Source organism: Salinimicrobium terrae DSM 17865 (assembly GCF_000424665.1).
GTDB classification, from domain to species: Bacteria; Bacteroidota; Bacteroidia; order Flavobacteriales; family Flavobacteriaceae; genus Salinimicrobium; species Salinimicrobium terrae.
This window is the reverse complement of the sequence record NZ_AUKI01000020.1, coordinates 100171-115978: the sequence shown is the minus strand read 5'-3', so window position 1 is coordinate 115978 and position 15808 is coordinate 100171. Positions and strand designations below refer to the sequence as shown.

Annotated in this window: 10 protein-coding genes and 1 pseudogene; 8 read left to right on the top strand and 3 right to left on the bottom strand. The window is 39.7% G+C overall.

Annotated features, from left to right (window positions below; all coding sequences use genetic code 11):
• Positions 1–37 precede the first annotated feature (37 nt).
• On the bottom strand, positions 38–1012 hold the full coding sequence (locus H148_RS0109635) for a DUF438 domain-containing protein (RefSeq protein WP_029034613.1): 975 nt from the start codon (positions 1010–1012) through the stop codon (positions 38–40).
• Between the two features lie 162 nt (positions 1013–1174).
• Positions 1175–1651 carry a glutathione peroxidase gene (locus tag H148_RS0109630; protein WP_029034612.1) on the bottom strand — a complete coding sequence of 159 codons (477 nt, stop codon included), beginning with the start codon at positions 1649–1651 and terminating at the stop codon, positions 1175–1177.
• Between the two features lie 186 nt (positions 1652–1837).
• Here H148_RS0109630 and H148_RS17635 point away from each other — a divergent pair.
• Together H148_RS17635 and H148_RS0109620 are read left to right on the top strand one after the other, a co-directional pair.
• Positions 1838–3081, top strand: a pseudogene (locus H148_RS17635) (peptidase U32 family protein).
• Positions 3081–3311: a ferredoxin gene (locus tag H148_RS0109620; protein ID WP_029034611.1), complete on the top strand. Its 231-nt coding sequence runs from the start codon at positions 3081–3083 to the stop codon at positions 3309–3311. Before H148_RS17635 ends, H148_RS0109620 begins: the two are co-directional and overlap by 1 nt.
• A gap of 163 nt (positions 3312–3474) precedes the next feature.
• Here H148_RS0109620 and H148_RS0109615 read toward each other — a convergent pair whose 3' ends face one another.
• The gene (locus tag H148_RS0109615) at positions 3475–6159 is read right to left on the bottom strand and encodes a phosphoenolpyruvate carboxylase (RefSeq protein ID WP_029034610.1); all 2685 of its coding nucleotides are present in this window, start codon (positions 6157–6159) and stop codon (positions 3475–3477) included.
• 225 nt (positions 6160–6384) lie between these two features.
• On the opposite strand from H148_RS0109615, the gene H148_RS0109610 reads away from it, so the two are divergent.
• The 6 genes from H148_RS0109610 (at position 6385) to H148_RS0109580 (ending at position 15712) form a co-directional block, all read left to right on the top strand.
• The gene (locus H148_RS0109610; protein ID WP_029034609.1) at positions 6385–6891 is read left to right on the top strand and encodes a cupin domain-containing protein; all 507 of its coding nucleotides are present in this window, start codon (positions 6385–6387) and stop codon (positions 6889–6891) included.
• Positions 6892–7097: 206 nt separating this feature from the next.
• On the top strand, positions 7098–8657 hold the full coding sequence (locus tag H148_RS0109605; RefSeq protein ID WP_029034608.1) for a glycogen synthase: 1560 nt from the start codon (positions 7098–7100) through the stop codon (positions 8655–8657).
• 376 nt (positions 8658–9033) lie between these two features.
• Entirely contained in the window at positions 9034–10572 is a 1539-nt protein-coding gene (locus tag H148_RS0109595) for a SulP family inorganic anion transporter (protein WP_029034606.1), read from the top strand.
• A 76-nt stretch (positions 10573–10648) separates the two neighbouring features.
• A complete protein-coding gene (locus H148_RS0109590; RefSeq protein WP_029034605.1) occupies positions 10649–11278 on the top strand; it encodes a class I SAM-dependent methyltransferase in 630 nt (209 codons plus the stop codon).
• Positions 11279–11531: 253 nt separating this feature from the next.
• The gene (locus H148_RS0109585) at positions 11532–12968 is read left to right on the top strand and encodes a hypothetical protein (protein WP_029034604.1); all 1437 of its coding nucleotides are present in this window, start codon (positions 11532–11534) and stop codon (positions 12966–12968) included.
• Positions 12969–13216: 248 nt separating this feature from the next.
• Positions 13217–15712 carry a glycogen/starch/alpha-glucan phosphorylase gene (locus H148_RS0109580; protein ID WP_029034603.1) on the top strand — a complete coding sequence of 832 codons (2496 nt, stop codon included), beginning with the start codon at positions 13217–13219 and terminating at the stop codon, positions 15710–15712.
• The last annotated feature ends 96 nt before the right edge of the window (positions 15713–15808 follow it).

Genomic DNA, 15808 nt, shown 5'->3' with positions numbered 1-15808 from the left:
TTATTGAAAATCATAAAATGTTCCTTTTATAGTCCTTTTAATTCCAGTCCAGTAATCTTTGTTCGCCCTCGATTTTTTTAATCTCTGTGATGTCCTGGGACATTTCTATAACTCCGCGGTAGGTTTTTTGCTCATCCCTCACTGCGAAATACCTTATATAAATGAGGCGTCCTTTAAAATTGATCCAGAAAGAGGCTTCGTTTTTGGTGCCTTTTCTAAATTCCTCCAGGATCTTCAACACTGTTCCCACACTTTTTGGCGGGTGGCAAAATTTAACTTCCCTGCCAATGATCCCTGCACTTCTAGGAAACACACGTTCTTCCCCGCGGTTATAAAAGATCACTTTGTCGTTCTCATCCACATATGTTATATCGAGCGGCATTGTTCTTAGTAACAGGTTTACCTGGTCTACCGTCATGTATCCTTCATCATAGTGAGATGCGTTTGTAGTATCAAAAGAAAGTTCCCGCTTTATGTGGTCCTGCGAAGGATGAATATATGCTTCTTCTTTAGGTTCAGGGAAAGCTGCCGGTGTATCTGCCAGCATCCATCCAATTTCTTCCTCACCCTTACGCACTTTTTTCCAGTCTTCTTCAGTAAGTAATTCCAGGGCATTTGGAAAAAGGACGCTTTCTTCGACTAATAATAACCTGAAAATGCTGCTCACCAGGTACTGCGCATCCTGTGAGGCTTCTGAAAAATTGCGGTTCTCTATCTTGTTCCTGAGGATCCTGAATTGCTCCCGAATAGTATCATGAAAGGACCACATATTCTTGGAAGGACCCGTCCAGCCTTTTTGTTCCAGTACCGGAAAAAGCTGATTCTCCTTGCGTTCAAATCTTCTTTCTATTTGCTGAAGCTGATTGAAGATGTTGTAAAACTTCTGATTTTCAATTTCGGGATTTGTTTCCAACAGTTCCTTTCCTAACTCCTGGATCAATTCTTTTTCTTCGGAGTATATATTGACGGGATGCCCTTTTGGTAATGCTGAAGTTTCTAAAGTCGCGGTCATAATTCAAAATTTTCAGCAAAGAAAGCGGATAATTTTGTCCTAAATTATGACCTAAGTCACATGATAAAGAAAGGTTGTCGAAAACGGCATTTTTGACACCTGATATCTTTGTTGTTTCAAAAAGAACCCTTTCAAGGTTATGAATCCTGAAAGGGTTGATGATTAAAGTAGTCTTTTAATGTCTTTCTCTAAGCTTTCGGGTTTTGTGGTGGGTGCAAATCGTTCAACGGGCTTTCCTTCACGATCAATAAGGAATTTGGTGAAATTCCATTTGATCTTGCTGCCTAACAATCCGCCTTTTTCTTTTTTTAGATATTTGAAAAGGGGATGAGCATCTTTTCCGTTCACATCTATTTTTGAGAACATGGGAAAAGTCACACCGTAGTTCATAACACAACCTTCGGCAATTGATTTTTCATCTCCGGGTTCTTGTTTTCCGAATTGATTGCAGGGAAAACCCAGAATTACCAATCCCTCATCCTTGTATTTTTTATAAAGAGCTTCAAGACCTTCAAATTGTGGTGTAAAACCGCATTCTGAAGCAGTATTCACAACGAGAGCCACCTTTCCTTTATATGTTTCCAGGTTCACTTCATTCCCCTGCAGATCTTTTGCCTTAAAACCATAAAACTGACTCATAAAATAGCTTTTTGTAAAGGTAAGGTTTTAGGAAATTCATGATATTTCTTTTTCTGAATAAAATTTTTATCAGGAAATTATGTGACCACGGTCATATTTTCCTTCCGAAAATGCCATTTTCTTTGCCCCCCTAATTCTTGTCGGGTAGAATTATCTACTGCGGCAACTTTTTATTGGAAACAAGTCATGGATAATAATTCAGGAAAAATGGAATTAATGGCACCCGCAGGAAATTTTGATTCTCTGCAGGCAGCTTTGGATAATGGTGCAGATTCTGTGTACTTCGGGGTGGACCAACTTAATATGAGGGCGAGGGCATCCATTAATTTCACCATGGATGATCTTCCTGAAATTGTGAAAAGATGTGAGGCAAAAGCCGTCCGTAGCTATCTTACTTTAAATACCATTGTTTACGACCACGATCTTTCCTTGATTAAAAACCTGCTTTCAGCAGCTAAAAGTGCGGGAATAACAGTTGTGATCGCTAGTGACCAGGCGGTTATTGCTTCAGCGCGGGGTATGGGAATTGATGTGCATATTTCTACACAGCTCAACATCACAATATTGAAACAGTTAAATTTTACAGCCTCTTTGCCGAAACTATGGTTTTATCAAGAGAGTTGAGCCTTCGACAGGTTAAGAAGATTTCTGAGCAGATCCAAAAAGAGCAAATAAAAGGGCCTTCCGGAGAGCTGGTAAAACTTGAGATATTCGGTCACGGCGCACTTTGTATGGCAGTTTCCGGAAAATGTTACCTGAGTCTCCATTCCCATAATTCTTCAGCAAATCGTGGGGCGTGTAAACAAAACTGCCGTAAAAAATATACAGTGATCGATCAGGAATCGGGGTTTGAGATCGAGATCGACAACGAATATATGATGTCCCCAAAAGACCTTTGTACTATAAACTTTCTGGATGAGGTGTTGGAAGCGGGGGTTCAGGTTTTGAAAATAGAAGGCCGCGGCCGTGCACCCGAATATGTGGCTACTTTCATAAAAGCTTATCGTGAAGCCATAGATTCATGGTACAACGGAACTTATTCTGAACAAAAAGTAGCCGATTGGATGGAGCGATTGAGCACCGTTTACAACCGCGGATTCTGGAGTGGATATTATCTTGGCCAGAAACTGGGGGAGTGGAGCAAAACATCAGGTTCGCAGGCTACGCAAAAGAAAGTTTATGTGGGCAAGGGAGTTCATTATTTTCCTAAAGCAGGAATAGCCGAATTTAAGATCGAAGCTTACGATATAAAAAAAGGTGATAAGATCCTTATTACCGGACCCAGTACAGGAGCTCGGGAAATTGAGCTGGAAGAAATGTTCGTAAACGATCTGGATTCAGAAAGAGCCGGAAAAGGAGATAGCTGTACCATTAAAGTCCCATTTAGGGTAAGACTTTCAGATAAGCTTTATAAAATAGTGAATGTCTAATGGTGGTAGTTACCCTGCAGCGGAATAAATGCATTGGTTGCAACTATTGTGTCGAACTTGCGCCCGGTCAATTTCAGATGTCAAAAAAGGATGGAAAAAGCGTACTTTTGAAGTCGGTTGACAACAAAGGCTTCCACACCTTAAAATCTGCAGATTATTCCATTCTTGAACCTTGTGAGGCGGCGGCAAAAGCCTGTCCCGTGAAGATCATTTCGGTAAAAGAGACGTAAAAAATTATTTACCGAAGTTTGATGGTTGTACGTCACCCTGAAATTTATTTCAGGATCCTTTAGTTTTTATAACTGGTAGACCCTGAAACAAGTTCAGAGTGATGTAAATCAAGCTTTTAAACAGCTTTATTAAATCCTCTTTTTTGATTCATTCAGATGAATATCACCCTGTATTTTTAAGTCCGCTGGCAAGAGCAGTGGTGATCTGCAAAAGATGTGTAACAAGTTGTTCGTCTTTTGTACTTCCTTTGGATGCTCTCCATTCTTCCAGGTTCTTGATTTGTAAACGGTGAAGGGAGATTAGGGCATCATTCCTGCGGTTTAAGTTATCGAGTAGGCTCTGTCTTCTCTCTTCGCGGCTTCCGTCAAACATTGCTCCAATTTCATCAAGACTTTTTTGATGTTCTGCCTTTATGATTTCCGTCACCTCGGTCCTTATCTTTTCATCCTTTACAAGAGAGGCATAAGCTTCCATTACAGCCGGTTCGGCGTTCATGAGATTCGTTTCCACCTGGATGAGTACATATCTTAGAAAAGGCCATTCCTGGGATACTTTTTTAAGTCTTTCATATTGTGTAGGATCTTCAGATCTTAATTTTTGCAGGGCATAGCCAATTCCAAACCATCCGGTAATATTAAACCGGGATTGATTCCAGCTAAATACCCATGGAATAGCTCTAAGGTCGGAAAGACTCCTGGTGCCGGTACGCCTTGCCGGCCGGGATCCTATCTTGCTTAATTCAAGCACATCTATTGGAGTGGCTTCTCCATAGAAGTTAAGGAAGGATGGATGTGCCACTAATTCCTCATATTTTTCCTGGGAATATTCTGCCACTTGTTTCAGGGTATCAACGGGATATCCTTTCTTTCCCTTTGGATGAAGGCGATATCCTGTTTGAAGCGCACTTCCCGAGAGTAGCATCTCCAAATTATAGGTAGCAGTAAGCCTGTTTGCAAACTGCTGAGCAATAGTCTCTCCCTGCACAGTTAATTTCATCTCTCCGCTCATACTTCCGGAAGGCATACTTTCCAGAAAGCGATGATATTTACCGCCACCCCGGCTTATGGTTCCACCTATCCCGTGGAAGAATCTTAGTTCTACCCCATGATCATCTGCCATTTCGGTTAGGGTTTTTTCGGCCCGGTAAATGTTCCATCTGCTGGCAATTATTCCTCCGTCTTTATTACTGTCGCTGTAGCCCAACATGACCTCCTGTGCCTGGTCTTGTTCCCGATAATAGGCAGGATGGGTAATAAAGCTCTCTAAAATGTCTCTGGAAGCAATAAGATCATCAATGGTTTCAAATAAAGGAACGACCTGGAAGGTATGCCTGTCTATACCTACCTCCCTAAAAAAGAGGTAAACGACAAGAAGGTCGCTTAGCTGTCGTGTCATACTTACTATAAAAGAACCTACACCCTGTGGACCGTATTTATCTGTATGTTTTTTGACGACTTTATAGCTGTCCAACACCTGGTCTGCCTCGGGTCCAAAAGATCTTCCTGCAATGGCAAAGGGTCGATCGCTTTTCAATTCTTCAGAAATAAATTTAACCCGCTCCTCTTCATTCCAGGTTTTAAATGCCGGCTTATCGGGAAAAGCAACAGTGAGGATCTGTTCAAGGGCTTTATCATGGAATTCACTGTTTTGTCTAATATCGAGCCGGGCGAGGTGAAAGCCGAAAGTTGAAATCATTCTTTCCACAGGAAATAACAGGTCTTCTATAATTCTGTTTGCACCTATCTCCAATAAACTTTCTTTTAATATGTTAAGATCCAGCATGAGATCTTCGGGACTCTTATAATAAGTGTTTTCCTGTTCTGAATTGTCCTGGGTAAGTTCTAATTTCAGAATAATGAGACTTACAAATTGTCTCCAGGGCTCATAAGGGTTGCGCTCAAGAGATTTCTTTCCTTCTTCCCCCAGCTCCACGGATTTTTTTTCTATGGCATCCTGAAGTTGTTTTGAAGCTTTATTGCTGATTCCTGAAAAACTCATGTCGGCGGCAAGTTCGTTGAGTTGCTCAAGAACAAGATCTAGTGCAGTCTTACGATGTTCTGCTAAAGTAGACTTTGTAACTGAAGCGGTAACGTATGGATGTCCATCCCTGTCTCCACCAACCCATGTACCGAATTGCAATCCCGGAAATTTCAGATTTTTAGAACTAAAACCCATATTGATCCAGCTTTGTTTAAACTGACTGTCACTTTTTTTCAAAGCCTGCGGAAAAACCTTGCTTAAGTAATGGATCACATTACGTCTCTCCATCTCTACTGTGGGCTTTTTAAGATAGACTTCTCCGGTTCGCCACCATCTTTCGAGCAGGGTCTTAATATCTTCGGCTATAACATTTCTTTCGGCAAAAGAGTAGGAGCTATTTTCAAGCTTTATAAGGTTAAGATAGATCTCCCGGTGCAACTCGAGAATTGAGATTCTTTTTGTCTCTGTTGGATGGGCAGTGAGTACAGGAATTAAGTTAACTTTTGCGATTATCTCCTGCATCTGTGTTTCAGTGAGCCCCTGTTCTTTCCAACGTTTAAAAGTTTCACTCCACGACCCCCTTACAGCGTCCATTCCCTTATTATTTACCAATTTCCTACGGTACTGTACCGCGGCATTTTCTTCTACCAGGTTCATTAGTTGCAGGTAAATACTTAATACCTGGATCTGCTTTTCTTCCAAAACGAGATCTGTTGAAAAAGAATCCTGTAGATCTTCATGTTTCGTGAGTAAATTTGCAAGTTCATGCTCTCCAAGATCATTTAAGACCTGCTGGAAACAATCGGTGAGATATTGCATGTCCTCCTCAATTTTATTAAATGCTTTACTGTTGGATATTTCGTTCATTTTAATAGGAGTTTATCTATACGAAAATTAGTCCCTCTAATTTAAGGAATTGTAGAGCATTTTAAGCAATTCAACAGAGGAAACTTTCTCGTTTTACCCCATTTTACTGGGCTCAATCGTTATAGCTTAAAAAAATGTTTTTATAGAAAATTTCGAAAACGTTATCGAATTCCCGAAAGATTTTCCTATCTTTTAGAAAGAAGGTAAAACATAAATAAATTTTCAATGTACCCCGAATCATATTTCTTTCAGGATGACAAAAAGATCCCCAACAGTAAATATCCCGTTTTGATATACAAGGATTATTTTTCAGAAAGAGGAGATCCGGGTGCAGAATGGTTAGAGAAGAGATTTGCTGAAAATGACTGGAAGAATTCATGGAGGAATGGTGTCTATGATTATCATCATTATCACAGTAACACGCATGAGGTTCTTGGAATATATAAAGGCTCGGCTTTGTTGCAGTTAGGTGGTGAAAATGGCAAAAAACTGCAGGTTTCTGCGGGTGATGTGATCGTAATACCCGCCGGAGTGGCTCACAAGAACCTGGGGAGTGAAGATTTTGCCGTTGTGGGTGCCTATCCCAGGGGAAGATCACATGACATGAACACCGGTAAAGAAACTGAGAGACCCGGGGCCGATAAAAATATTGCAGCTGTTCCTTTTCCCGATTTTGATCCTGTGGAAGGTAAAAAAGGAGGGTTAAATGAAATTTGGAACCGGAACAAATAGCAAGTTCAAACTATTTTCATCCAGGTCAGCGAAAAAAGATGTTTTTAAGATACCTTTTTGATCAGCTTTTAGGTAAAACTGTAACTAAAACGTTTGAAGTGACACTTTTTTAGTACTAAATTAACCTTTTGATATGCTGTAAGTTATGCTTTTTAAAAGTACTTTCGCTTCGAATTAAAATATAAAATTTTTAAGGGCTTATAAATATGAATAATTTCCTTTTTGTTGCTTCAGAAAATGATGCTATTGCCAATTGTAAAGTTGGTGGGGTTGGAGACGTCATCCGCGATGTGCCAAAACAGATCTCCGAACGTGGAGACAGGGTACATGTAGTGGTTCCTTCTTATTCAAGACTGCACGAAAACGGAACCCTTAAAGCCGCACTTCAACTAGAATTGCGTGGTATGTCTTATACCGCTCATCTTTATGAAGTACCTGCTAAAGAGGAAGATAAGAATATTACACATTACGTCATTCACCATCCCGAGATTGAAATGGGAAATCTCGGCGGAATATATCATCATGATCCTTTGGAGCCCTTTTACAGCGATGTAATAAAATATACTATTTTTTGTACAGCAGTGGCTGAGGCCATAAAACAAAAACATTTTGGAAAGCTTGATATTGTGCACCTGCATGACTGGCATTCCAGTATTTTACTGTTTTTGAAGACTTATCATCCGGAGTATTCATGTCTTAAAAAGAACAGGTTTGTTTATTGTATCCACAACCTGGCCTTACAGGGAATAAGACCTTTTGGAAATAATTATTCCTCTCTGAAAACCTGGTTTCCCGACTTGGACATTGATCGTGAGGCTTTAAAAGATCCCCGATATTCAGATTGTTTTAACCTTATGGCTATTGGAATAAGATTTGCCGATGCTGTTCATACCGTTTCCCCTTCATACAAACAGGATGTATTACTCCCAAGTGCAGCTCCCGAATTTATAGGAGGAGAAGGACTGGAGAATGACCTTAGACAGGCAGATAGAGAAGGACGATTTCATGGTATTTTAAACGGTTCGGATTATCGACCTGAGACGCTGGTGAAAAAAAATCGTTTGTTCCCAAATATTGCCACTGCTATTTTTAAACAACTTCAGAAGGAACTGGATTGGGAAAAAGCTGCATTTTTAGCACATACAGGTGAAAAGGTGGTTCCATTTTTAAAAAAGAAACCTAAATTCATCTGTGCAAGCGTCGCTCGTTTGACCGAACAAAAATTCTATTTCTTTAAACGTTCTCCCGAAGCTTTACTTAAAATCCTGGATAGATTAGAGGAGGTCAATGGAGTTTATGTGCTTTTAGGTACAGGAGCAGGAGAATATGAAGAACTGCTTAGGGAATTGAGTTATAAAAGGAAGAATTTTATTTTTGTAAATACTCAGTGCGAGCAGGTAGTGAATTCCATTTACCGGGATTCAGATCTTTACTTTATGCCCAGTCTCTTTGAACCCTGCGGAATTAGTCAGATGCTGGCTATGCGGAATGGGCAGCCTTGCCTGGTGCATCACACCGGCGGACTAAAAGATACTGTACAACACGTACATACAGGATTTGCTTTTGATGGGAAAACCTATGATGAAAAGGTTTATAACATGGTGGAAAGTTTTAATGAGGCCCTTTACCTGTTTGAAAATGACAAAACCGTTTGGAAGCAGATTGGGGTTAATGCCCGTAAGATGAGATTTACCTGGAAAAAATCTGTAGATGAATACTACAAGCTACTTTATATGTCCAACCCGGCAGATATGAGAGTAGCGTAAGGGATTCAAAATTTTCAAGATTTAAAATTTAATTCCAGTTCCAAATTAAAAGTTAGGAACTGGAATTTTTATTTACCGCAATACATGTTTAAATTTTAAGGTGTCAAAAATGGCATATTTCACCATAAATAATTTCGGGCCTTGTACTTCGAAAATAAATGGTTTTCGGATATCTTTTGTCAAAAAAAGAAGATTGTGGTTTTGACATAGAATAAATAAATCTATTTTTGCCGACTCTTATGATGAGCAACAAAAAAATATCCGTTTCGCCGGTTACTCCGCCCTGATCTTTAGGATTTGATCTTACTTTCGTGCTTCCCATTTCCTGAGGAGTGCTTTTCCTTTTATTATTACATACTATCATCCCTTTATTGAAATGAAACAAATCTTCAACCTGTTTGACTTTTCTCAAAAAGTAGATTATAAAATTGAAATTCTTGCCGGTCTTACTGTTGCACTGGCATTAATTCCCGAAGCTGTGGCTTTTGCAATGATTGCCGGTCTTTCACCCTTAACCGGTATTTATGCAGCCTTTGTAATGTGCTTTGTTACCTCCATTTTTGGAGGACGACCGGGGATGATCTCCGGTGCCACAGGAGCTGTTGCTGTAGTAATTGCAGCCCTGGCTGTCTCTCACGGAGTGGAGTATGTGTTTGCTACTGTAGTTCTGGCAGGAATTATCCAAATCCTGGCGGGCGTTTTCAGGCTTGGGAAATTAATAAGACTGGTGCCTCATTCTGTGATCTTCGGATTTGTCAATGGACTGGCAATTATCATTTTTATGTCTCAGTTGGATCAATTTAAAACTGTCAATGAAGCAGGGGAACTTGTATGGATGACAGGAGAGAATTTGTACATTCTCTTGGGATTGGTTTTGCTAACTATGTTAATCATTTGGGGTTTACCTAAACTTACTAAAGTATTTCCATCTTCACTTGCTGCTATTCTTGTTGTTTTCGGATTAGTCGCCTTTCTGGGAATAAATACTAAAACTGTTGGGGATATAGCATCAATTAAAGGTGGATTTCCTCCTTTTCATATTCCTCTGGTACCGTTTACCTGGGATGCAATTGCCTTGATTTTTCCTTATGCGGCAATTATGGCAGGGGTAGGCCTTATAGAAAGTTTATTAACCCTAAATATAGTTGATGAAATTACCGAAACTCGGGGCCGGGGAAACAAGGAATGTGTAGCGCAAGGTTCTGCAAATATCCTTTCTGGATTTTTCTCCGGGATGGGGGGATGTGCTATGATAGGTCAAAGTTTGATCAACGTCTCTTCGGGAGCAAGAGCAAGACTTTCGGGGATTGTCGCTGCAGTTATGCTGTTGGTTTTCGTAATGTTTGCTGCAGATGTTATTGAACTTCTGCCAATGGCCGCACTTACCGGCCTAATGATCATGGTTTCGGTAGGTACGTTTGAATGGGCTAGTTTAAGAACTTTCCGCAGAATGCCCAAGAGTGACGTACTGGTGATGGTGCTGGTAACTTTTGTAACGGTGGTTCTTCATAATTTGGCACTTGCAGTGCTCGTTGGAGTAATCATCTCTGCCCTGGTGTTCGCCTGGGATAATGCGAAGAGAATTCGGGCGCGTAAATACATTGATGATAAAGGAGTGAAACATTATGAGATCTACGGTCCTCTTTTCTTCGGAAGTGTTGCCGCATTCAATGAAAAATTCGATGTTTTAGGGGACCCTGATGAGGTGATCATTAATTTTTCTGAAAGTCGTGTAGTAGATATGTCTGGTATTGAAGCTTTAAATAAATTGACCGAGCGATACCTGAAACAGGGAAAAAAATTGCATCTTAGATATCTTAGTCGTGATTGTCGCCGGTTACTCCAAAATGCTGATGAGATCATCGAGGTAAATATTCTGGAAGATCCTACATACAAGGTGGCTATAGACAAATAGTTTAAAACTCAATTTCCTGAAGAAAGGCTTATTCCGGAGAGTACATTATATGTAGGGCGCAACTTAATATTGTTCAATGGAATGTCCTTTGTGTTTTTCTCGCGGTGATCTTTTTTATTCCCAGCCAGAAAAAGAGTATTGGGAATGTACCAACTGTAAGGGAATATTTGTTCCAAAAGAATATTTCCCCAATCCGGTTGTAGAGAAGGAAAGATACCTGACTCATAATAACGATGTAGATGATCCCCGTTATCAAAAGTTTGTATCTCCTATTGTAGAATCGGTTATTGAAAACTTTAATCCCGTGGACCATGTGGGCCTGGATTTTGGAGCCGGTACAGGTCCTGTCATTACTAAGTTACTCACCAATCTTCAATACCGGATTTCTGCGTACGATCCGTTTTTTTTGCCTTTCCCCAAACTCCTGCAGAAATCTTACGATTTTATAGTTTGCTGTGAAGTCATAGAACATTTTCAAAATCCTGCCAGAGAATTCGACTTGTTGAAATCCATGCTTTTACCGGGAGGGCAATTATTTTGTATGACGCACCTTTTTAAGCCGGGTATAGATTTTTCAGCGTGGTATTATAAAAAGGATCCAACCCATATTTTCATTTATCGGGAAGAAACATTTGACTATATCATGGAGAAATATCAGTTCCGGGAGGTGAAGATTAAGAATCGATTAATAACGTTAATTGTATAACTTTAGGAAAATAAAAGAAAAACTATTACCACAGAAAAGAAAAAGAAAAACCCTACTCCTTTCAGAAGTAGTGTTCAGGTTTTTTATATTTTTTATTTCAAGAAGATTAAATTTAGGAAATTAGAATTATCGAGCCTTAAATAATTGAAAAATGGAGGATATCATTAGGCAGACCTTTTTTAAAGAACTTATCAAAAAATATTCTTCACCCCAGATTTAATCCTTAAATTAAAATCAAAAGTAAATTGGAAATATGAGATCCAGAGATAAAGATGAGTCAGATTTTGATCCGGTTCCCTCCGTAAAAAACAAAGCACTACGTGTAAATCTTAATGAAAACATTTACGGCACCTTTGCCGAAATTGGGGCGGGGCAGGAAACGGTAAGAAATTTTTTCAGGGCAGGCGGGGCATCGGGTACCATAGCTAAAACTATGAGTGCGTATGATAAGGATTTCAGCGATGCTATCTATGGAATCGAAAAGGACGCAAGGTATGTAACCGAAGCGAGGTTAAAAAGTATGCTGCGGTATGAAACTGATCTTATTGAACAAAGAATTTCGAGAGAAAAACATCCCGATAAACTCTTCTTTAGTTATGCTAATACAGTTGCTACCATTGATTTCGCTAAAAAATATAAAGGTCACGGCTGGTTGGGAATAAGATTCCAGACGCGTCCTAAAGAAGAATTCAGTGAGATTATTATTCATGTACAATTCCATGAAAATAATGCAGGCCTACAGCAAATCACTCTGGGAACTATGGGCACGAATCTTATTTATGGCGCCTTTTATCAATATGATAATCCTAAGCAACTTTTAAAGCATCTGTACGATCACCTTAATAATGATCAGGTCGAAATCGATATGATTAATTTTACAGGCCCTGTTTTCAAAGATGTCGATAATCGGCTAATGAGTCTGCAACTGGTAAAGAACGGGATGACCCAGGCGGTTATGTTTGCCTCTACCGGAAACAACGTCCTGCCGGCGAATGAATTATACAAAAAAAATATTCTTACCCTAAGAGGGAGCTATAGACCTGTAACCAAGGTGAATATGAATATGTATGAGCAGTCGCTAAAACTGTTTCTTGACGAGAAAAAAGTAAATAAAGAAAAAACTAAAGTTATTTTTGAAATTACTTTGTCAAACCTTAGGTCTGAAGGGGATATTGATGAGAAGGATTTTCTGGACCGGGCCGATCTTCTGGGGTCTTTAGGACAAATGGTAATGATTTCAAATTTTCAGGAGTATTATAAAGTGGTAGAATATTTTTCGCAATACACTGCTGAAAGAATGGGACTAACCATGGGAATCAATACTTTTTTAGCCTTGTTTGATGAAAAATATTACCGGCACCTTAGCGGAGGAATTCTGGAGGCCTTTGGAAAATTGTTCTTCCGGGATCTAAAGGTTTACCTGCATCCATTAAAAGATCCTGAAACTGGTGAAATCATCACCAGTGAGAACCTTAAGGTGCATCCACGAATGAAGGAGCTTTTTAAATTTTTTAAAGACAACGGAAGGGTGGTTGATATTACAGACTATAACCCCGAAATTCTTGATATTTATTCCAGAGAAGTACATCAAATGATATTAGAGGGGCAAACGGGTTGGGAAGAAATGTTACCCCCAAAAACTACTGAGATGATAAAAGAGAAGAGACTTTTTATGACATCAAAAGACTGATCCGGGTCCCTGAAATTTTATTTTAAGACTTCCTTTTTGGAGTAGATTCTAAAATATCTTTTCAAAAGCACCCCAAGAACTGTCGGGGCAAGGGTGTTTTAGCAAGAACTTCACTCGAATTAGGAGGAATTTTTATATCAAACGTTTTCGTAAGTTTTAAATAGGAGAATATTCATAATATTATCTTATAAAGTAATTATCTGTACTATCAATTTTTATTTTTTTCTTATTTTTTGAAAAAAGCAACTATGAAAGAACACAATAGATCTATAGAAAGTTATTTTGCTTCCATAGGCACTAATGCCAGTGAAGTTGGATTAACAAAGGAGGATATAAAAAGGGATTTTCTGCAGAAGCTTTTTTATCATCTTGGAAGAGTTCCTGGCGTAGCCACTAATAATGATCTTTATACCGCACTTGCATTTACAATAAGAGATAGAGCCCTGCGGCAATTTGTGAGGTCAACGGAAAAACATGCGCAGCAGGGAGCGCGTGGAGTAGCTTATTTATCGGCTGAATATCTTCCAGGTCCCCACCTCGGTAACAATCTGCTTAATCTGGAGATTGTGGATGAGACAAGGGAAGCTTTAATAGAACTCGATTTAGATCTTGATCAGCTTCTCGATCAGGAGGTTGAACCAGGACTTGGCAATGGAGGTTTAGGCCGTCTTGCTTCCTGCTATATGGACTCCATGGCAACACTGGGAATACCTTCAATAGGATATGGTATTCGCTATGAATTCGGGATTTTTAAACAGGAGATTAAAGATGGATGGCAATTGGAGACCACAGATAAGTGGTTACATAACGGCAATCCATGGGAGATCATGCGACCCGAGATTTCTTACGTGGTGAAATTTGGTGGAAGAACAGAGCATGGCACAGATGGGAAGGACAGATATCAGGTAGACTGGCTTCCGGAAACTGAAATAAAAGGTACAGCTTATGATACTCCTATTCTTGGTTATCAAAGTAACGGGATCATAATGCGTCTCTGGAAAGCTGAAGCCGTGGAGTCTTTTGATTTTTCAGTGTATAATTTAGGTGATTACTATCGTGCTGTCGAGAAGAAACTACGTTCCGAAAACATCACTAAAGTTTTGTATCCTAATGATGAAAACCTCTCAGGAAAAGAATTGAGACTTAAGCAGCAGTATTTCTTCGTTTCCTGCTCATTACAGGATATGATTAACCTGCACACAATGCAGGGGCGGAAAATTGCAAATTTTCACGAGAAGTTCGCCATTCAATTAAATGATACTCATCCTTCAATCGCCGTAGCCGAACTTATGCGATTGTTGGTGGATGAATACGAAATAGATTGGAATGAGGCCTGGGATATAACCCGGCAGACTTTTGCCTATACCAATCACACCCTGCTTCCCGAAGCTCTTGAAAAATGGGCAGTCTCCCTCCTTGGGAAAATTTTACCGAGGCACCTGGAGATTATTTATGAGATCAACAGTCGCTTTTTGGAGGAACTTAGAGAAAAAGGCTATAGCGGAGATCAAATCGCACGTATGTCTCTTATAGATGATCAAGGGGAACCTTCGGTAAGGATGGCCCATCTCGCAACCATTGGAAGTTTTAAAGTAAATGGAGTTTCAGAACTGCACTCGCGCTTGCTGAAATCGCAGGTACTTAATGATTTTGCCGATCTTTGGCCCGATAAATTTACTAATGTGACAAACGGGGTGGCACACCGTCGCTTTCTGGCAGTAAGCAATCCCGGTTTAGCAGACCTAATTTCTGAAAAGATTGGGCAGGAATGGCTTACCGAGCTTTCAAGTTTTAAGGAACTGGAGAAGTTTGCTGAAGATGAAAACTTCCAACAGCGTTGGAGGGAAGTAAAATTCCAGAATAAAAAATTTCTCGCATCCTTTCTGGAAGAGCATTCAGGAGTTAAAGTAGATCCAGAAATGTTGTTTGATGTACAGGTAAAAAGGATTCACGAGTACAAAAGGCAGCACCTCAAATTGCTGCACATTATTGATCTTTATCTAAGGATAAAAGATGGAAAGACAGAGAATATCGCACCCTCAACTTTTATCTTTGCGGGAAAAGCAGCTCCTGGATACTTTATGGCAAAGTTAATCATTAGACTTGTCACGGCTGTGGCCGAACTGGTGAACAATGATGAAGAGGCGAATAAATACCTCAGAGTAGTATTTTTGCCAAACTTTAATGTCAAACAAGCCCAAAGGGTATATCCTGCTGCCGATCTTTCTGAACAAATCTCTATGGCCGGAAAAGAAGCTTCGGGTACCGGGAATATGAAATTTGCACTCAATGGAGCACTTACTATAGGAACCTTGGACGGAGCCAATGTTGAGATTCTTGAGGAAGTAGGAAAGGAGAATTTCTTTTTGTTTGGACAGACAACAGAGGAGGTACAAAAAACTCGTCGGGAGGGTTACAGGCCTTACAAATACTATCAGGAGAGCGGTAATTTGAAAAAGGTTCTGGATTTTCTGGTGTCCGGTGAACTTGCCGGTGGAGACACTGAGTTATTTAAACCACTATATGATAATTTACTTCAGCAGGATACCTATCAGCTTCTCAAGGATTTCGATTCTTACTGTAAAGAAAAAGAAGAGGTTTTTAAGGTATGGAAGGACAAGAAAGAATGGACCAAAAGATCTATTCTTAATGTCGCAAGGATGGGAAAATTTTCGGCAGATCGATCAATTCGGGATTATTGTGAAAAGATCTGGAAAGTTGAGCCGGTCAAAATTCCTAATTAAATAAAGAATAGGAATTTTTCAGAGTGGGTAAAAGCAAGAGATTAGGGGAGTAGTGACGACTGAAAATTATTAAGTATTCACAAATGGCATTTTAGT